The sequence below is a fragment of the Flavobacterium sp. genome (assembly GCF_028689845.1).
In the GTDB taxonomy this organism is placed as follows: Bacteria; Bacteroidota; Bacteroidia; order Flavobacteriales; family Flavobacteriaceae; genus Flavobacterium.
Map to the genome: position 1 here is coordinate 35,692 of NZ_JAQVCH010000014.1, position 19,159 is coordinate 54,850.

14 protein-coding genes and 1 pseudogene are annotated in these 19,159 nt (G+C 35.0%); 10 read left to right on the plus strand and 5 right to left on the minus strand.

The features are described 5' to 3' along the window. Positions 1-49: 49 nt before the first annotated feature. Complete coding sequence (locus tag PHR76_RS07140; RefSeq protein ID WP_300060219.1) at positions 50-2,002, minus strand: M1 family aminopeptidase; 1,953 nt, start codon at positions 2,000-2,002, stop codon at positions 50-52. Between the two features lie 210 nt (positions 2,003-2,212). Further along, positions 2,213-3,814 (minus strand): fumarate hydratase, encoded by a 1,602-nt coding sequence (locus tag PHR76_RS07145; RefSeq protein ID WP_300060222.1) that lies wholly within the window; start codon positions 3,812-3,814, stop codon positions 2,213-2,215. Positions 3,815-4,006: 192 nt separating this feature from the next. Between PHR76_RS07145 and serS the strand changes: the two genes are divergently transcribed. From serS to PHR76_RS07180, 7 genes and pseudogenes are all read left to right on the plus strand, one after another. Next, positions 4,007-5,278 (plus strand): serine--tRNA ligase, encoded by a 1,272-nt coding sequence (serS, locus tag PHR76_RS07150; RefSeq protein ID WP_300060225.1) that lies wholly within the window; start codon positions 4,007-4,009, stop codon positions 5,276-5,278. Positions 5,279-5,352: 74 nt separating this feature from the next. After that, positions 5,353-7,131, plus strand: coding sequence for a tetratricopeptide repeat protein (locus PHR76_RS07155; RefSeq protein WP_300060228.1), 1,779 nt, complete (start codon positions 5,353-5,355; stop codon positions 7,129-7,131). A 45-nt stretch (positions 7,132-7,176) separates the two neighbouring features. Further along, positions 7,177-7,506, plus strand: a complete 330-nt coding sequence (locus tag PHR76_RS07160) for a DUF4286 family protein (protein ID WP_300060231.1) — start codon at positions 7,177-7,179, stop codon at positions 7,504-7,506. A gap of 46 nt (positions 7,507-7,552) precedes the next feature. Then, a complete protein-coding gene (gene rsmA, locus PHR76_RS07165; RefSeq protein ID WP_300060234.1) occupies positions 7,553-8,332 on the plus strand; it encodes a 16S rRNA (adenine(1518)-N(6)/adenine(1519)-N(6))-dimethyltransferase RsmA in 780 nt (259 codons plus the stop codon). Continuing rightward, complete coding sequence (gene mgtE / locus PHR76_RS07170) at positions 8,322-9,674, plus strand: magnesium transporter (protein WP_300060237.1); 1,353 nt, start codon at positions 8,322-8,324, stop codon at positions 9,672-9,674. The genes rsmA and mgtE overlap by 11 nt, the downstream gene beginning before the upstream one ends. A 26-nt stretch (positions 9,675-9,700) precedes the next feature. Further along, positions 9,701-10,645 (plus strand): annotated as a pseudogene (locus tag PHR76_RS07175) (2-hydroxyacid dehydrogenase); the annotation flags it as partial. Positions 10,646-11,097: 452 nt separating this feature from the next. After that, positions 11,098-11,385, plus strand: coding sequence for a TM2 domain-containing protein (locus tag PHR76_RS07180; protein WP_300060239.1), 288 nt, complete (start codon positions 11,098-11,100; stop codon positions 11,383-11,385). A gap of 31 nt (positions 11,386-11,416) precedes the next feature. On the opposite strand, the gene PHR76_RS07185 is transcribed toward PHR76_RS07180, so the two are convergent. Continuing rightward, positions 11,417-13,216, minus strand: coding sequence for a lysophospholipid acyltransferase family protein (locus PHR76_RS07185; RefSeq protein WP_300060242.1), 1,800 nt, complete (start codon positions 13,214-13,216; stop codon positions 11,417-11,419). A 177-nt stretch (positions 13,217-13,393) separates the two neighbouring features. On the opposite strand from PHR76_RS07185, the gene PHR76_RS07190 reads away from it, so the two are divergent. The 3 genes from PHR76_RS07190 to PHR76_RS07200 are packed head-to-tail and all read left to right on the plus strand — an operon-like array spanning position 13,394 to position 16,213. Beyond that, positions 13,394-14,155, plus strand: a complete 762-nt coding sequence (locus tag PHR76_RS07190) for an exodeoxyribonuclease III (protein ID WP_300060245.1) — start codon at positions 13,394-13,396, stop codon at positions 14,153-14,155. Between the two features lie 26 nt (positions 14,156-14,181). Continuing rightward, positions 14,182-15,147 carry an OmpA family protein gene (locus PHR76_RS07195; protein ID WP_300060248.1) on the plus strand — a complete coding sequence of 322 codons (966 nt, stop codon included), beginning with the start codon at positions 14,182-14,184 and terminating at the stop codon, positions 15,145-15,147. Between the two features lie 31 nt (positions 15,148-15,178). Next, entirely contained in the window at positions 15,179-16,213 is a 1,035-nt protein-coding gene (locus PHR76_RS07200) for an aldo/keto reductase (protein WP_300060251.1), read from the plus strand. A 64-nt stretch (positions 16,214-16,277) separates the two neighbouring features. Here the strand turns inward: PHR76_RS07200 and PHR76_RS07205 are convergent, their stop codons facing one another. Then, complete coding sequence (locus tag PHR76_RS07205) at positions 16,278-17,654, minus strand: PQQ-dependent sugar dehydrogenase (RefSeq protein WP_300060254.1); 1,377 nt, start codon at positions 17,652-17,654, stop codon at positions 16,278-16,280. A 176-nt stretch (positions 17,655-17,830) separates the two neighbouring features. Next, positions 17,831-19,006, minus strand: a complete 1,176-nt coding sequence (locus PHR76_RS07210; RefSeq protein WP_300060257.1) for a vWA domain-containing protein — start codon at positions 19,004-19,006, stop codon at positions 17,831-17,833. Positions 19,007-19,159: the final 153 nt, after the last annotated feature.

Genomic DNA, 19,159 nt, shown 5'->3' on the forward strand with positions numbered 1-19,159 from the left:
CAAAAGTAAGGTTTTCACTTTACAAATGAACAGAATAAAACGGTTGACACTAATTTTTTATGAATTTTTTATAAAATGTCCCCGCCGAAGTGTGCATATTCAAGTAATAAACACCGTTAGAAAGGCTACTAACATTCAATTTGTTTTCGAAACCGGTTTGAATCGTTTGTCCTAATTGATTTAATACAACCACTTTTTCAAGCAACATCGTTTCTGGAATTTCAATAGAAAGATAATTAGTGGTAGGATTAGGAATTAGTTGGATAACATTTGCCCAATCTAAAGATGGAATGCCTAAAGTAGTTGAATTATTCTTTGAAATGAGGTGTTTTTCTGGATCAAAAGTAGCACTGGTTACTGCAAAAGGAACATTTACTATAAATTGTTGCCCATTTGAAGTATGTTCTAAAACGACGTCAAACGTCTGACCAGTAGCACCATTTAACCTTACTGGAATTGGCATTTCAAAGAAACTCACACTGCTATTTGATTGGGATTGATTTACCGTAATTAGGGCTTGATTTATAGCATTATTTGCCACTGTTATCGTATAAGAGGGATAACCTTGGTTGTATAACCAATCGTTAAAAAACTCTGTTAAATCTAGGCCAGAAGCATTTTCTAAGTGGTACTTTAAATCATCAGTTACTGCATGTCCATAGGCTAACGAAGGGTCTGCTAAATAATTTTTTAAGGCCTGAAAGAAAACGGCATCACCTAATTTCCATCGCAACATGTGCACAACCATTGCTCCTTTATTATAACTTAATCGGCTACTAAAAATTCTATTGGCACTTAATGCTTGTGAATCACTTAAATAAACAGCACCGCCCGATTGCGAAGTAATAAAGTTAATCATGTCTGATTTTTCATCAATAAACGCTTCTGAACCATCGAGGTTTTCAATAACCATTGCGGCTAAATAGGTTGCAAAACCTTCGTTTAACCAGATGTCTTTCCAAGTGCCACATGTAACTTTATTGCCAAACCATTGATGAGCTAATTCATGTGCAATCAAGCCACGACTAAAACCGCCCATAAACGAAACCGTAGTGTGTTCCATACCACCACCCCAACCAAATTGAGCATGCCCATATTTTTCATTGGAAAAAGGATATGTTTCAAACAACTCCTCATATAAATTCATAATTGGCAAAGTAACGGCCAAACTATTTTGAACAGAAATTATATTTTCTGGATAAATATAATTTACAATCGGAAATTGATTAGGAGCTGTCCCTGCTTGTTGGTTAAAAATGGTATAATTTGTTACGGCAATGGCTACTAAATAGGCAGGAATAGGATAGTTGTGTTGAAAATGGGTGGTTTTTGTACCGTTACCGTTATCAACGATTCCCATTTGTATGCCATTCGTCACACTAGTATATTGCGAAGGAGCGGTAATAAATACATCAATACTATCAATTTTATCATTCAAATCTTGTTTACAAGGCCACCATTCTCTTGCTCCAAAAGGCTCAGAAAGTGTCCAAAGAATTGGTGTTCCGTTGTGCGTGTCTAAGGTAAATGCATCTTCTTCAAAATTTGGAGCTCCAGCATAACTTACCGAAACAATATTCGTTGTTCCAGCATTTAACGTTGTTGGAAAAGTGATGACCAATTCTTTTGTTAAAGCATTGTGATTAAAAGACAACGATTGTCCGTTTCTCATCACAGAACCTACAGTAAGTCGGTTGCTGTAATAGCTATCACTTGTATCTGTGATGGTGCTTAAATCAAATGTGATGGTATTCATGTTTTCTAATGCCACAAAATGTGTTGTAATATTTCCACTGATGAAATAGACTGCAGGATTAACACTCAATTCTAATTTTTGATAAACCACATCATAATTTGCCGTGTTGGGGTTTGCTTGAAAATTAATGACTTGGGAAGAAGATTTTAATTCGGATTCTGCAATTTCATTTGTTTCATTTACAAAAGTTTGAGCATAAAATAGTTGAATAGCAAACAGAAAGCCAAAAAGCAGGATTTTTTTCATTGAATTGGGAAATTGATGTCCAAATGTAAAAAAAAATAGTTACGAATGGCTTTTCTGTACTATTATTTAGCATTTGTTTAATGCTTTGAATCAATTACTTGAACCTTTTTATTCAACTAATAGGCCAGTTTTTGACGGTTAATAAAATAAAAAAAGGACTTCTTTACCTTAATAATGAAGTCCTTTTTATTTTAGGATTGCTTTTTAGGGTTATAAATTCGCAAAGAAATCATTTCCTTTGTCATCGGTTATGATAAAAGCAGGAAAATCTTTAATTGTTATTTTCCGAACGGCTTCCATCCCTAATTCTGCAAAATCCACAACTTCAACAGATAAAATATTTTCTTTGGCCAAGATAGCTGCAGGGCCACCAATAGAACCTAAATAAAAGCCACCATATTGATGACAAGCTTGTCGAACTTCGTCGGTGCGATTGCCTTTTGCCAACATAATCATACTGCCGCCGTGTTTTTGAAATTCTTCTACATAAACATCCATTCTTCCGGCAGTTGTTGGTCCAAAACTTCCCGAAGCCATTCCTTCAGGGGTTTTTGCTGGTCCGGCATAATAAACAGGGTGATTTTTAAAATAGTCAGGCATCGGTTTCCCAGAATCTAGTAATTCTTTAATTTTAGCATGAGCAATATCACGAGCAACAATCAATGTTCCGTTTAATTTTAATCTTGTTTTGATTGGATAGTTAGACAATTCAGCTAAAATTTCTTTCATCGGACGGTCTAACTCAATCGTCACAGGATCTTCTAGATGGGGAGCTGTTTCTGGTAAAAACCGTTTCGGATTGGTTTCCAATTGTTCTACAAAAATGCCCTCTTTCGTGATTTTTCCTTTGATATTTCGATCAGCCGAACACGAAACACCCATGCCAACAGGACAAGATGCCGCATGTCGTGGCAAACGAATTACACGAACATCATGCGTTAAGTATTTTCCGCCAAATTGAGCTCCAATAGCACTTTCTTGACAAATTTGTTGAACACGTTTTTCCCATTCTAAATCTCTAAATGCTTGACCCGCCATGTTTCCAGTGGTTGGCAAATGGTCAAAATAGCCAGCCGACGCTTTTTTTACTGCTGCTAAATTGGCTTCGGCAGAAGTGCCGCCAATAACCAACGCTAAATGATAAGGAGGGCAAGCCGAAGTGCCTAAATCCATAATTTTCTCTCGAACAAAAGCATCCATGGCTTTTTCATTTAAGAGCGATTTCGTTTTTTGATATAAAAATGTTTTATTGGCAGAGCCACCGCCTTTTGCTAAAAACAAGAATTCATACGAATTTCCCTTTTTAGCATAAATATCAATTTGAGCGGGTAAATTAGATCCCGAATTTTTTTCTTCAAACATGGAAATTGGCACAATCTGCGAATAGCGTAAGTTCCGTTTTTGATAGGTATTGAAAATCCCTCGCGATAACCATTCGCCGTCATCGGCACCGGTGTAAACATCTTCGCCTTTTTTGGCCATAACAATCGCCGTTCCTGTATCTTGGCAGGAAGGAAGTTCTCCTTCAACCGCAACCACCGCATTTTGCAATAAATTATACGCCACAAATCGGTCGTTGTCGGTTGCTTCAGGGTCGTCAATGATTTTTCGAAGTTTTTCTAAATGCGTAGAACGAAGCATAAACGAAACATCGCTTAACGCTTCTTCGGCTAAAAGAGCTAAGCCTTTTGGGTCGATTTTTAAAATTTCACGGTCACCCAATTTTTCAACGGTTACAAAATCAGTCGTGATTTTTCGATAGTTGGTGTCGTCTTTTAAAATTGGATAAGCGTCTTGGTATATAAATTCCATGGTTCACTAAATTAAGTAGGTAAAGTTAAGATTTATTAAAAGATTGAAAAAAAGAAATCTTAAAAATTATACGTCAACGAGCTATTTTTATAAAAAGTTTACCTTTAATTGTCTTTAAAAAAAATAGTAAAAAAGTTGCATTTTGCTCTTTAACAATTCCTTACCTTTGCACCCGATATAAACAAAATTGATATGTTACAATTAGCAGTTATTCGAGAGAATAAAGAACGCGTAATCAAAGCATTAGCGAAAAGAAATCTAGATGCTCAAAGCTTAGTCGATACGGTTTTAGATTTAGATGAAAAAAGAAGAGCTACGCAGGTAGAATTAGATACTATTTTGGCAGAATCCAATTTGCTTTCTAAGGAAATTGGTGAAATGATGAAATTGGGTGAAAAATCCAAAGCTGAAATTGTCAAACAAAAAACGCTTCAACTTAAAGAAAAAAGTAAAGAATTAGCAGAAAAATTAGACGGCTATACGACTGCTCTTTCTGAAGAATTATATAAAATACCAAACACACCTACAGAAATTGTTCCAGAAGGAAAAACACCAGAAGATAATTTAACTATTCATGAAGAAGGAACTGTTCCAAGCTTACATGAAGGAGCTTTACCGCATTGGGAATTAGTCAAAAAATATGACATCATTGATTTTGAATTAGGCGTAAAAATTACTGGTGCTGGTTTTCCGGTTTATAAAGGAAAAGGAGCCAAGTTGCAACGGGCTTTAATTACTTATTTTTTAGATAAAAATACCGATGCTGGTTATTTGGAGTACCAAGTGCCGCATTTAGTAAATGAAGCTTCTGGAATTGGAACGGGTCAATTGCCTGATAAAGAGGGGCAAATGTATCACGATGCAACCGATAATTTATATTTGATTCCAACTGCAGAAGTGCCGGTGACGAATATTTTTAGAGATGTCATTTTAAATGAAAGTGAATTGCCAATCAAATGTACCGCGTATACGCCGTGTTTCAGAAGAGAAGCCGGTTCTTATGGAGCTCACGTTCGCGGATTAAACCGTTTACATCAATTTGATAAAGTAGAAATTGTACGAATTGAACATCCAGATCATTCACATCAAGCATTGGATGGAATGGTTGAACATGTAAAAATGATACTTAACGAATTAAAATTACCATATCGAATTTTGCGTTTGTGTGGTGGCGATATGGGATTTGCATCGGCTATAACCTATGATTTTGAAGTCTATTCTACGGCTCAAGAACGTTGGCTAGAAATTAGTTCTGTTTCTAATTTTGAAACCTTTCAATCCAATCGACTAAAATTGCGATATAAAGATAAAGATGGTAAGAATCAATTGGCTCATACGTTAAACGGAAGTTCATTGGCTTTACCTAGAGTTTTAGCCGGAATTTTAGAAAATTACCAAACACCTGACGGAATTGTGATTCCTGAAGTTTTACGTCCGTATACCGGATTTGATATCATCAATTAAAAAAGTTAATCTTTAGACAAACCATGTACTAATTAGCGAAAAAAAGCTACTTTAGTACATTGTTTTTTTTAGCTATGCAGAAAATTTTTCTTTTACTCTCCTTCTTTTGTTCCCTATTGGTTTCGTCTCAAAACGAACAATTGGCTCAAAACTATTACGATAAAGGAGAATTTGAAAAAGCGGTATTAAGTTATGAAGAGCTTTTAAAAAGTCAACCCGGAAACAGCATTTATTTTCAACGCGTGACCGATTGTTATCAGCAATTACTTCAATTTGATAAAGCTGAAAAAACCATTCAAGACCGACTTACAAAATTCCGAATGGCTAGTATGTATGTGGAGTTGGGTTACAATTACCAACTTCAGAAACAACAAGCAAAAGCCGAATTAAATTACAAAGAAGCAATTGAAAAAATTAAGGAAAATAGTTCAAACGTCTACAGTGTGGCGAGCTCTTTTGAACAGAAAGTGTTGTTAGAATATGCCTTGCAAGCCTATCAACTCGCCATTTCCATCGACCCTAGAAACAAATTTAATTATCAAATGGCTTTGCTTTATGGCCAAATGGGAAAACCTGAATTGATGATTGAAAAGTATTTAGACGAAATGTATGAAAACCCACAAAACAGTGTGATTGTTCAAAATCAGTTAACGCGTTTTATGAACGATGATTCGGATGAGACTTTTAATCCGATGCTTCGAAAAGCACTTTTGATTCAAGTGCAAAAGAATCAATCGGTTTTTTGGAATCAAATGCTAAGTTGGTTTTTTGTGCAACAAAAAGAATACGGAAAAGCGTTTGTACAAGAAAAAGCAATCTATAAAAGAGAACCTGATTCGTTTTCGAATATTGTTAATTTAGCCGAATTAGCGATTGAAGAAGAGGAAGATGTTATCGCAATTGAGATTTTAAATTTTATTTTAGACAATACACAAGATGTCGATTTGCAAATTTATGCACAACAGTTTTTAATGGCAATTCAAATAAAAAAAGCGAAAGAAGCTGACTATACTTCCATCAAAAACCAATTTGAATCGCTTTTAAAACAATATGGAATTAGTCCGTATACCATTTCTTTACAGCGATTGCAAGCCGAATTCGTTTCCTTTAAAATGAAGAATCCAGAAGAAGGAAAAGCAATTTTACAACGAGCAATGGAACTACCGCTTACTAAATTTCAAGCTGCAGAAACAAAGATGGAATTGGCAGATATTTTACTGTTTGAAGAGAAATTTAATCAAGCTTTATTGTATTATTCTCAAATTCAAGACGATTTAAAAAATGATGTACTTGGTCATGAAGCTAGTTTAAAAGTAGCCACAACGAGTTATTATAAAACCGATTTTGCTTGGGCGTTAACACAGTTAAAAGTGCTTAAATCGGCCTCTACCCAACTTATTGCCAATGATGCATTGGAGTTGTTTTTACTAATAAATGACAATACAGTTTCCGATTCAACGCAAACGGCTTTAAAGAAATTTGCAAAAGCAGATTTTTTACTTTATCAAAATAAAAAACAAGAAGCGTTGGAACATTTTCAACAAATCTTAAAGGAACATAAAGGCGATCCAATTGAAGAAGTTACCTTATTACGCCTCGGAAAAACCTATGAAGAACTAACCGATTATGATAAGGCTTTATCGTTTTATCAACAAATTATTGATGGTTTCCCAGAAAGTATTTATCGTGACGAAGCACTGTTCTTCTCTGCAGAAGTGTACAATAAATACCTCAATCAACCCGAAAAAGCAAAACCATTGTATGAAGCCGTTTTGTTTAATCACCAAGATAGCATTTATTATGTAGAAGCTCGAAAGAAATTTAGACAACTTCGAGGCGATTCTAATTTATAAAGCGAATTGATTTTTTCACTTTCATTTAAAAGCAAAATTCAAAATATGATTTTATATAACGTAACCATCAATATTGATAGTAGTGTTCATGACCAGTGGATGCATTGGATGCAAACCAAACACATTAATGATGTTTTAGCAACTGGAAAATTTTCTTCAGCTCGAATGGTGAAAGTTTTAGTAGAAGAAGAAGGAAGTATGACCTATTCTATTCAATATACAACCGAAAATAAGGAAAAATTAAATCGCTATTTTCAAGAGGATGCTCCACAATTGCGGCAAGAAGGACTTGCTTTGTTTGGCGATAAAATGCTTGCGTTTAGAACAGAACTGCAAGTCATTAGTGAGCATTTTCCACAATCGGCCCTACAATAAACGACTAATTTAAAAGGCTCGTTTCCTCGAATGGATTCAAGAAAATATGGAAAAAGTAAAAGCAAAAAAACACCTGGGACAGCATTTTTTGAATGATGAAAGCATCGCTCAAAAAATAGCCGATTCATTATCGCTTTCAGGATATCAAAACATCTTAGAAATTGGCCCGGGAATGGGTGTTTTAACAAAATATCTTTTAGAAAAACCGGTTACTACTTTTGTGATTGAAATTGATACAGAATCGGTTGCCTATTTGCAAAAACATTATCCCAAATTAGAAGGTAAAATTATTTCTAAAGATTTTTTAAAATACAATCTTTCAGAAGTTATGGGAACAGAGCCTTATGCTATTATTGGGAATTTTCCGTATAATATTTCGACACAAATTGTCTTTAAAACCTTAGAATTACGTCACCAAATTCCAGAATTTTCTGGTATGTTTCAAAAAGAAGTGGCAGAGCGAATTTGCGAAAAAAAAGGGACAAAAGCCTATGGTATTCTTTCGGTTTTGACCCAAGCCTTTTATGAAGCAGAATATTTATTTACCGTTTCCGAACACGTTTTTATTCCGCCCCCAAAAGTAAAATCGGGTGTTTTGCGGTTGCGAAGAAAAGAAAACTTTACCTTGCCCTGTGATGAAAAACTGTTTTTTACGGTGGTAAAAACCGCGTTTAATCAACGAAGAAAAACCTTGCGAAATAGTTTAAAAACCTATCAATTATCCGATAGTTTAAAAGAAGATAGTATCTTTGACCTCAGACCGGAACAACTTTCGGTAGAACAGTTTATCGAACTCACGCAAAAAATAGCCGCCGATGGAGTTTAAAATCAGCAGAGAATTCCTCACCAATATTGAGCAATTAATTAAAGAGAATAAGGAGCATGAATTACATGATTTACTCCATGAGATTCACTATGCTGATATTGCCGAAATCATGGAAGAATTGGACCATGATGAAGCGAGTTATATTTTTAAGATTCTAGATAGCGAAACTACATCTGAGATTTTACTTGAGCTCGATGAAGAAGTTCGTGTAAAAATCTTACGCGATTTATCGCCTAAAGAAATAGCAGAAGAGCTAGATGAGTTATCTACCGATGATGCCGCCGATATTATTGCCGAATTACCTCAAGGTCGTAAAGAGCAGGTAATTTCTGAACTCGAAGATGTTGAACATGCCAAAGATATTGTGGATTTACTTCGTTATGACGAAGATTCTGCTGGTGGTTTAATGGGAAAAGAGTTAGTAAAAGTGAATGAAAATTGGAACGTACTCACGTGCGTCAAAGAAATGCGTATTCAAGCAGAAAATGTTTCTCGCGTACATTCCATTTATGTTGTAGACGATGAAAACCGATTAAAAGGACGTTTATCGTTGAAAGATTTACTCACAACCTCTACCAAAACACCTATTAGTGAGGTGTATATTCCTAAAGTAGATTATGTAAAAGTAAATACGAAAGACGTTGAGGTTGCCCGAATTATGCAAAAATATGATTTGGAAGCGATTCCAGTGGTGGATGAAATGGGAAGACTCGTGGGTCGGATTACGATTGATGATATTATTGATGTAATTAAGGAAGAAGCCGATAAAGATTACCAATTAGCGGCTGGTATTTCGCAAGACGTAGAAGCAGATGATAGTATCATTCAATTAACCAAAGCCCGTTTGCCTTGGTTAGTGCTTGCATTGTTTGGCGGATTTATCGCCGTTAAAATTTCAGGTCAATTTGGCGATGCGATGGAAAAATTTGGGGTATTATTTTTTTTTACACCTCTAATCGCAGCGATGGCAGGAAATGTTGGCGTACAATCTTCTGCAATTATCGTACAAGGTTTGGCCAATAATACGCTAAGCGGAACCATCTGGCAACGCTTGTATAAAGAAATGAAACTGAGTATTTTTAACGGATTAATCCTAGCGTTTATTTTATTGTTAGGAAGTCACTTTTTACTTGGCGTTGATTATATTATCGGAATAACCGTGTCCATATCGCTAATTACGGTGATAATTATAGCTTCTTTAATTGGTACTTTTGTTCCAATTACCTTAAATAAATATGGCATTGATCCCGCTTTGGCTACTGGACCCTTTATCACAACAAGCAACGATATCTTCGGGATTTTAATTTATTTTTCCATTGCTAAATTGATTCTAGGTTTTTAATAACAATTCATCAAAAAATTCTAAAAATGAACCCAACCGATATACACATTTTGCATCTCGATTCAAATCATCCGTTGTTATGGAATCAATTAGAAGAGATTGGATTTATAAACCATCACGATTTTACTTCTTCTAAAGAAGAAATTGAGGCCAAAATTCAAAATTATCACGGAATTGTCATTCGGAGTCGGTTTAAAATTGATCAAATTTTTTTAGATAAAGCAAGCCAACTTCAATTTATTGCTCGAGTAGGAGCGGGCTTAGAAAGCATCGATTGTGATTATGCTGTTGCCAAAGGAATCAAACTCATCGCCGCTCCAGAAGGAAACAGTAATGCTGTGGGCGAACATGCTTTAGGAATGTTACTTTCATTGATGAACAAGCTCAATCAAGCCAATCAATCTGTCAAATCAGGAAATTGGATTCGCGAAGCACATCGTGGTTACGAATTAGAAGGTAAAACCGTCGGCATCATTGGCTATGGTAATATGGGAAAATCATTTGCAAAAAAATTGCGTGGTTTTGATGTAGAAGTACTGTGTTATGATATTTTACCGAATGTGGGTGATGAAAATGCGAAACAAGTTTCGTTAGCAGAATTACAACAAAAAGCCAACGTGCTCTCGTTGCACACGCCTTGGACGGCTGAAACCGATAAAATGATAAATCATAATTTCATAACTGCTTTTGCAAAACCATTTTGGTTTATCAATACTGCTCGAGGAAATTCGGTTGTTACCGCAGATTTAGTAAAAGGACTGCAATCAGGAAAAATTTTAGGTGCTGGATTAGATGTGTTAGAATATGAGAAATTATCTTTCGAAAAATTATTTGAAGATGAAAAACCAGCTGCTTTTACGTATTTATTAGAAGCAGAAAACGTTTTGCTTTCACCACATATTGCGGGCTGGACGTTTGAAAGTCATGAAAAATTAGCTCAAGTTATTGTAAACAAAATCAAAGCGATTTATCTTCCGTCTGAAATAAAAGTAGAGCTAAAAAGAGTAACAGGTCTTGGCGGATTCTTTTTTAAAACAACCGATTCAAAAAAATTAATTGAATGGTATGGTAAGCATTTGGGTTTAGAAACCAATGACTATGGAGCTACTTTTTGGTGGAAAGATAAAGCGGGAAACGATTGTTCTACACAATGGTCGCCTTTTGCAGAGGAAACAACCTATTTTTCGCCTTCAAGTAAACCGTTTATGCAAAATTTTAGAGTAGCAAATTTAGAACTGCTTTTAGAGCATTTAAAAAGAGAAGGCGTAACGATTGTTGGCGAAATGGAAAGTTATGACTATGGTAAATTTGGTTGGATTCTAGACCCTGAAGAAAATAAAATTGAACTTTGGGAACCAATTGACCAAGCATTTCAATAATTTTTATATTTTTATGCCATTAACTAACCAAAATTAATATTTAAATGGAAACATCAAAATCAAATGAAGATTGGAATAGCCCTAATTCGCAAGCTCCAGTTCAAGAAAATAAAAAAATTATGGCTGGCGTTTTAGCTTTGCTAGTTGGTGGACTTGGAGTGCATAAATTTGTATTAGGTTATACCAATGAAGGAATTATTCAAATTGTTATTTCAATTTTTACTTGTGGAATTGGTGGTTTGATTCCATTTATAGAAGGGATTATCTATTTGACCAAATCAGATGAAGAATTTTACCAAACCTATCAAGTGAATAAGAAAGGTTGGTTCTAAACAAAAAAGTCTCCAAATTTGGAGACTTTTTTTATTTCTTCTTTTCTTCCTTCCGTTCTAGCTCAGCCTGAAATTCTTCCATAACGGGTTTTACGGTGCTTTCAGGTAAATCAGCAATTTTGATATACATTAAACCATCAATCGCATTATTGAATAAGGGGTCAACATTAAAGGCGACTACTTTTGCATTTTGTTTGATGTATTTTTTGATTAATACTGGTAAGCGTAAATTACCAGGCTCCACTTCATCAATAATTTTATCAAATTTATTCAAATCGGCTTCTGTTTCATTGAATACAAAATCTTTATCGGCATCTTTTAATTTGACTTTATATTCTTTTTTCGGATGAATATACTGAGCGATATAAGGGTCATAATAATGTGATTTCATGAACTCAATCATCAACGATTTTGAGAAATCAGAAAATTGATTACTAATACTCACTCCGCCAATTAAAAATTTATGTTCAGGAAAACGAAGCGTCGTGTGTACAATTCCTTTCCAAAGTAAAAATAAAGGCATCGGTTTTTGTTGATATGCTTCAATGATAAAAGCTCTTCCCATTTCGATAGACTTACTCATCATATCATACAACTCGGGTTCAAAACGAAAAAGTTCATGGAGATAAAACCCTTCAATTCCGTATTTTGCATAAATTTTTGAACCTAATCCCATTCGATAAGCCCCAGCAATCATTTGAGCATCATCATCCCATAAAAACATGTGATGATAATATTTGTCATATTGATCTAAATCCAACGATTCATTTGTGCCTTCTCCAATCGCTCGAAAAGTAATTTCTCGCAAGCGACCAATTTCATGCAGAATATTTGGAATTTTATCTGCGGTTATCATATAAACTTGATAATTCTTACTTTGCAATAAACGACAATCGCTTTCTTTAAGCATCGCCATTTCCTCCAAAATCTTGTCGTGGTTGGCAGGTTTTGCAATTTCTTTCGGGCTTTTAGGTATTTTTAAACTAGGAGCAGATAACAACCTATTTCCTTTTTCAAACGCATTGGCCAACATATAGGTTTTTCTTCGCAAAAAATCAGCATAGGTTTGAATCGTGGTATATTCTTTTTGTTCTGCGACAGAAATAGGCTTTCCAATCCGAACTTTAATAACCCGTTTTTTTTGTGTTAATAATTCTGAAGGCAATTTTGCGGTGCGAAACGTATCACTAATACTGGATAAAAAATAAAAAAGCCGACTATTTTTGGCGTGAAAATAAATTGGTACTACCGGAACTTGAGCTTTTTTAATGACCTTTATTGCTCCTTCTTCCCAAGGTCGGTCTACCACTAAAACGCCATCTTTATAAGTAGAAACTTCTCCTGCTGGAAACATTCCTAATGGTTTTCCATCACTCAAATGACGCAGCGTTTCTTTAATTCCAATCACACTCGATTTTGCATCTTTATGATTTTCAAATGGATTAACCGGCATGATATAGGGTTTCATGGGTTCAATCCGATGCAAGAGAAAATTAGCAATTATTTTAAAATTTGGTTCACGTTCTAACATTAGCTTTAACAACAAGATGCCATCAATGCCGCCCAACGGATGGTTAGAAATAGTGATGTATGCTCCTTCTTTTGGCAATCGTTTTAAATCTTCTTCAGGAATATCAAACTTAATTTCGAATTCATCTAAAATAGCATTTAAAAAAGTGACATCAGATAAATGCTTGTTGCGATCATAAATGGAATTAAGGGTAGATATTTTAAGTGCTTTCATCAAAACCCATCCGATGAATGTTCCTGCGAAACCGTATTTATCGACATTGATTGCTTTGGCAACTTCTTTTGCGGTTACTAAACCCATTCTTCTACTTGTTTTTTATTATAGGAACAAGAAACAAATATAGTAATAAATAGAGAAAGTAAATTCTAAATTAAAACTTAAAACAGTGAACTTGTTAAACATTTATTATAATTCTATTACACCGTTTTGTTAGTCCGTGTTTTTGTCTATTTTTGAGAAACTTTATAAAAACGTTACATGCGAATTATTTCTTATAATGTGAATGGCATTCGGGCAGCCATAACGAAAGGTTTTTTGGAATGGTTAACCCAAGCAAATCCAGATGTGATTTGTTTACAAGAAATTAAAGCCACGGTAGATCAGATAGATACAGAAGCAATTACTAAAGCGGGTTATCCTTTTCAGTATTATTTTTCTGCTCAAAAAAAAGGATATAGTGGTGTGGCCATTTTAAGCAAGACAGAACCCAAAAACGTAGTTTACGGAACCGGAATTACTTCGATGGATTTGGAAGGCAGAAACATCAGAGCCGATTTTGAAGATTTTTCGATAATGAGTTTGTATTTACCTTCGGGAACAAATTTTGATAGATTGGAACATAAGTTCAATTATATGGATGAATTTCAATCCTATATCAATACGCTAAAACTAGAAATTCCCAATTTAATTATTGGTGGCGATTATAATATTTGTCATGAAGCCATTGATATTCATGATCCTATTCGGAATGCTAAAGTTTCTGGATTTTTACCCGAAGAACGCCGCTGGCTAGACGGATTTATGAAAAGCGGATTTATCGATAGTTTTCGCCATTTTAATAAAGAACCGCATCAGTATTCGTGGTGGAGTTATCGTGCAAATGCTCGCAATAACAATAAAGGATGGCGAATTGATTACCATTTGGTAAGCGAACCGATGCGTAGTAGGTTAAAACGAGCGGTTATTTTATCAGAAGCTAAACATTCCGATCATTGTCCAATCGTAGTAGAAATTGATTAACAAAAAACCTCAAATAATTAAGCCTTATGTTCAAAAAAGTTTCCCTCGTGTTATTAGTAGTCATTTTGTCTACTTCTTGTGTTTCTAAAAAAGTGTACAACGATTTAGAAGGCAAATATGCCAATCTTAAAAAAGAGCAGCGGCAATTAAATGATGAAAATCATGGTTTAGAAAAAACAAAAAACAAATTAGAAGTCGATTTAAAAGCCAATCAAGAGGAGTTAGCTAAAATTAAAGCGGAACGTGATAAATTGCAAAATGATTTAGCAACTGCGACTAATAATATGAAAACCTTAACGGATTCTTATTCTGCTTTAGAGAAAAATTCAGATGAAGCTTTAAAAGCAAACATGCAGAAAAACAGAGAACTATTGGCTCAATTAGATGCAAAAGAAAAAGCTTTGGCTGCTGAACAAGACCGTTTAAATAAATTACAATCCGATTTAAAAGAACGCTCACAACGTGTAACCGATTTAGAAAACATGATTTCTGCAAAAGAAGAAAGCATGCGAAAACTGAAAGAAACCTTATCAAAAGCCTTAAATAGTTTTGAAGGAAAAGGCTTAACAGTGGAACAAAAAAACGGAAAAGTATATGTTTCTATGGAAAACAAATTACTATTTCAAACCGGAAGTTGGGCCGTTGGAACGGAAGGAAAAAGAGCCGTGGTGGAAGTTGGAAAAGTCTTGGCTCAAAACCCAGATATTACCGTTTTAATTGAAGGACATACAGATAATGATAAAATTCTAGGTTCGATTGGTGGCGGAATTGAAAATAACTGGGATTTATCGACTAAAAGAGCCACAGCGATTGTCAATATTTTAGCAGATAACAAAGGAATTGATAAAAAGAATTTAACTGCCGCAGGTCGTGGTGAGTTTGCCCCATTGATGCCTAATGAAACTGCAGAAGGGAAAGCCAAAAATCGAAGAATTGAAATTATCTTAACGCCAAAATTAGATGAAATTTCTAAAATGTTGAATGATTTGTAGAAAGTTACTAAGATACTCAGCAACTTAGAAAATGAACTACACCACCCTTCCAAACACCACCCTAAAAATCAGTAAAATCTGTTTGGGAACAATGACTTTTGGTAATCAAAATACCGAAGCAGAAGCTCATTCACAGCTGGATTATGCTTTAGAAAAAGGGATAAACTTTATTGATACTGCCGAAATGTATCCGATTGGCGGAAATGCTCAAATTTTTGGAAGTACAGAAAGATATATTGGCTCTTGGATAAAAAAATCAGGTAAAAGAGAAGAAGTGGTTTTGGCGACTAAAATCGCTGGGCCAAACAGAGGAATGGAATACATCCGAAAACCATTAGATTTTTCAAAGAAAAATATTACGGATGCCATTGAACTTAGTTTAAAAAATCTACAAACGGATTATATCGATTTATATCAAATGCATTGGCCAGAGCGAATCATGAATATGTTTGGCAAAAGAGGCCTTCAGCAGCTTGATGAACAATGGAGCGATTCTGTTTTGGATGTGCTTACTACGTATGATGGTTTAATCAAACAAGGAAAAATCAAGCACATTGGTCTTTCAAACGAAAATCCGTATGGGGTGATGCGTTTTTTACAAGAAAGTGAACGCCATAATTTACCAAGAATCGTAACAATTCAAAACCCCTATTCCTTATTAAACCGTCTGTATGAAGTAGGTTTGTCTGAAATGTGTTTGCGAGAAAATGTTGGTTTAATGGCCTATTCTCCGCTAGGTTTTGGTTTTTTAACCGGAAAATATTTAACTGGTTTTCCTGAAAAATCCCGCATGAAAACCTTCCCGAACTTTGTAAGGTATACCAATGAAAACTGCTTTAAAGCAACTCAATTATACAAAAATTTAGCAGAAGCAAATGGCATGACTTCAACACAAATGGCTTTGGCTTTTGTGAACCAACAATCTTTAGTAATGTCAACCATTATTGGAGCAACAAGCTTAGCACAACTGGAAGAGAATATTCATGCGTTTGATACGGTATTATCTCCAGAAGTTTTATTGGAAATTGAAAAAATTCATGAATTAATTCCTAATCCTGCACCTTAATTAAGTCAGTGATTTACAGTCGCAGTTTACAGTGTTTCTGAAAACTGCGACCGTAAACTGCTAACTAATTTACTGCTAGTTTTGTCTGAAAGCGTTTTCCATTTTCATCTTCAACCGATACGAAATATAATCCAGTAGTTAGATTTTCTGTAGAAATAGTTGTTTGTTCGGCGTTGTTAAGGCTTTGCTTTTTAACCATTTTTCCTGTCAAATCATAAATCGCTAATTGACTTAGAGCCAATCCGTTTACGTTTTTAATCGTAAAAAAAGTAGAGGCAGGATTAGGTGATAACAATAATCCGCTTTTTTCGAAATCAGAAATATTTAAAGCGGAATCAATTAGTTTTGAAATAGTTCCGTTTGAAAGACCCACAACATATAATTCGCCGTTAATGTCTTCGCCAAAACTAACAATACTGCCGCCAAAACTTGAGGTCCAAGTAATTGCTCCGCTGTTATTGCTAACCCATCCGATTTTACTCGCACAATAATCAGATAAAAAATATTTTCCTTGCATCGTTGCGTAAGTGCTGCCACGGTATACATATCCCCCGGTAATAGAACAAAACCCATTGCCTAAATTATAAGTAGAAATAGGCATTGTGTAGTTGGAAGCAGGCAAACAACCCGTAGTATTATAAGTAAGATTTGCTTCATAACATCTCCAGCCAAAATTAAGTCCTGGCGTTAATGGGCTCGCAATTTTATTGATTTCTTCTCGTGTGTTTTGACCTACATCGGCAATCCATAAATCGCCCGTTTGTTTGTCAAATGAAAATTTCCATGGATTTCGCATGCCAATCGCCCAAATTTCATCCTCTCCTGCTATTCCAACAAAAGGGTTATCAGAAGGAATTCCATATCCAGTGGCTACATCAACGTCAATTCGTAACATTTTTCCTAATAACGAATTAATGTTTTGAGCATTGTTTTGAGGGTCGCCACCACTGCCGCCATCGCCCATTCCGATATATAAATAACCATCTGGCCCAAAAACTAAAGAACCGCCATTGTGATTTCCATAAGGTTGTGGAATGGTTAGTAATACCAATGCACTATTAGGATTCGCACTATTTGGGTCTGAATCACTCACAGTATATTGTGCAATCACGGTTGCCCCATCTCCAGCTCTAGTATAATTCACATAAAAACTTCCATTCGTGGCATAATCAGGATGAAAAGCGAGTCCTAATAACCCTTGTTCTCCTCCTGATAATATTGTACTAGAAGTTAACGTTAAAAATGGAGTAGCATTAATTGAACCATCTGTATTTACAATTCGGATGGCTCCACTTCGTTGAACGACAAACAACCTCGAATCGCCAGCATGAGTAACCGCAACAGGATTGGATAAGCCAGTGGCAAAGGTCTGAAGCCCGATGGTTTGCGACCAAATCGGAAATGAAATAAGGCATAAAATTAAAAGCAGTGTTTTTTTCATCGTATTAAATTGTTTTTTATTAGGGTAAATTTAATTAAAAATAATTTAAAACGGTGCTAACTTATAGATTTTCAATTGTTTTGTTTTTAGAATTCTGTGAATTATAATCAGTAAAAAATGAGAGCCTGCTAAATTTGTGTTTAACAGGCTTACATTTTTAGACTATTCAAATAAAATTATTTCTCCACAATATAACCTTTTGTTTTCGCTAAAGAAACAATAGAACCGGCCATTGCATCGCCTAAATCGTCTTGCGATTTGGTTTTTTTTGTTTCAGTATCAATAAATTCTTGTCGTTTTTTGGCCAATGTTGCAATTTCTTTTTGAACTGTCTCTCGTTCTTTTGTTTTTTCGGCAATAATGACTTTAATTTCTTCTTTAGTTTTCGACTGAAGGGCTACTGGTAAATCTTCTTTTTTTAAGGCTTCAAGCGCTTTTGTATCTTTTTTGTTCATATCAACCAAGTCCCAACTTTCATTTTTATAAACAGTTTTTGATTTACTTACCGCTCGTTCCGCATAATTGGCTCCTGAGATGGATTGAGCATTAGAATCTTCAACTTCTTGACTCATTTTTTTAGAAACACCTTTCGAGCCATAGCCAATATAGGTCGCGTTTAATCGTGTATTACATTTTGTAATTTGGTCATCATAAGGCGTTGCAATATAAATTACTTTGGCATTGGAATCGATGTTGAAATATTTTCCCTGACCTACATCGGCTCCGTCTTTCCAAAATGTTTGAATGCCTTCTTGGTAATTGCCACAAAAAATCGTGTTGATGTAAATTCCTTTTTTAGCGGCATCGGCAATCGCTTCTTTATAGGAAATACTTCCTTGATTAAAAGGTTCATTGCCCGAAATATAAATCAATTTCATGTTTTGGCTGCCCTCTTTCCAAGCTAATTTGCTGCTTGCCTCTTTAATAACTGCACCGCAAAATTCGCTGCCGCCATTAGTGCGTAGAGAAAATAAATGTTCCGAAATTAAATCTAAATCGGTTGTTAAAGGAACAATTTGTCGGATATAATCGCTTGACGGACTAAGACCACTGTTTCCATATTCGTAAAGTGAAATTTCAATGGAAGGCGTTTTTCCTTCATACTTTAAAGTCGTTAAGGTGTTGACAATATTCCATAAACGCGATTTGGCTTGGTCAATTAAACCATCCATGCTACTTGAGGTGTCTAACAGTAAGGCAACTTGAATGTTCCCTTTGGTTTCATCCGGCTTGTTTTCGTGGATTACAATCGGCTCTGGTCTGTTGATAGAAAGTAGAGCGGGATTTTTGTTTTCACAACTCATCATAAGGGTTGAGGTGAAAAGAGCGAAAGTGAGCAGTACATTTTTCATATGGATTTATTTTTGTGGTTAAACGATTAATTTCAGTAAAAGTAAAAACTACCAATAAGGGAAATGGAGCAACTTGGTGAAACCCTTTTTTGACTTGGTGAAAGGTGTTTTTTTACCCAATTTTATTTTCTTACTTTACACTATAATAAAAAT

What these genes read in the sequence shown, in the direction of transcription:
- PHR76_RS07140 (WP_300060219.1), bottom strand. Translation starts at nt 2,002, where the DNA reads ATGAAAAAAATCCTGCTTTTTGGCTTTCTGTTTGCTATTCAACTATTT.
- PHR76_RS07145 (WP_300060222.1), bottom strand. Translation starts at nt 3,814, where the DNA reads ATGGAATTTATATACCAAGACGCTTATCCAATTTTAAAAGACGACACC.
- serS (WP_300060225.1), top strand. Translation starts at nt 4,007, where the DNA reads ATGTTACAATTAGCAGTTATTCGAGAGAATAAAGAACGCGTAATCAAA.
- PHR76_RS07155 (WP_300060228.1), top strand. Translation starts at nt 5,353, where the DNA reads ATGCAGAAAATTTTTCTTTTACTCTCCTTCTTTTGTTCCCTATTGGTT.
- PHR76_RS07160 (WP_300060231.1), top strand. Translation starts at nt 7,177, where the DNA reads ATGATTTTATATAACGTAACCATCAATATTGATAGTAGTGTTCATGAC.
- rsmA (WP_300060234.1), top strand. Translation starts at nt 7,553, where the DNA reads ATGGAAAAAGTAAAAGCAAAAAAACACCTGGGACAGCATTTTTTGAAT.
- mgtE (WP_300060237.1), top strand. Translation starts at nt 8,322, where the DNA reads ATGGAGTTTAAAATCAGCAGAGAATTCCTCACCAATATTGAGCAATTA.
- PHR76_RS07180 (WP_300060239.1), top strand. Translation starts at nt 11,098, where the DNA reads ATGGAAACATCAAAATCAAATGAAGATTGGAATAGCCCTAATTCGCAA.
- PHR76_RS07185 (WP_300060242.1), bottom strand. Translation starts at nt 13,216, where the DNA reads ATGGGTTTAGTAACCGCAAAAGAAGTTGCCAAAGCAATCAATGTCGAT.
- PHR76_RS07190 (WP_300060245.1), top strand. Translation starts at nt 13,394, where the DNA reads ATGCGAATTATTTCTTATAATGTGAATGGCATTCGGGCAGCCATAACG.
- PHR76_RS07195 (WP_300060248.1), top strand. Translation starts at nt 14,182, where the DNA reads ATGTTCAAAAAAGTTTCCCTCGTGTTATTAGTAGTCATTTTGTCTACT.
- PHR76_RS07200 (WP_300060251.1), top strand. Translation starts at nt 15,179, where the DNA reads ATGAACTACACCACCCTTCCAAACACCACCCTAAAAATCAGTAAAATC.
- PHR76_RS07205 (WP_300060254.1), bottom strand. Translation starts at nt 17,654, where the DNA reads ATGAAAAAAACACTGCTTTTAATTTTATGCCTTATTTCATTTCCGATT.
- PHR76_RS07210 (WP_300060257.1), bottom strand. Translation starts at nt 19,006, where the DNA reads ATGAAAAATGTACTGCTCACTTTCGCTCTTTTCACCTCAACCCTTATG.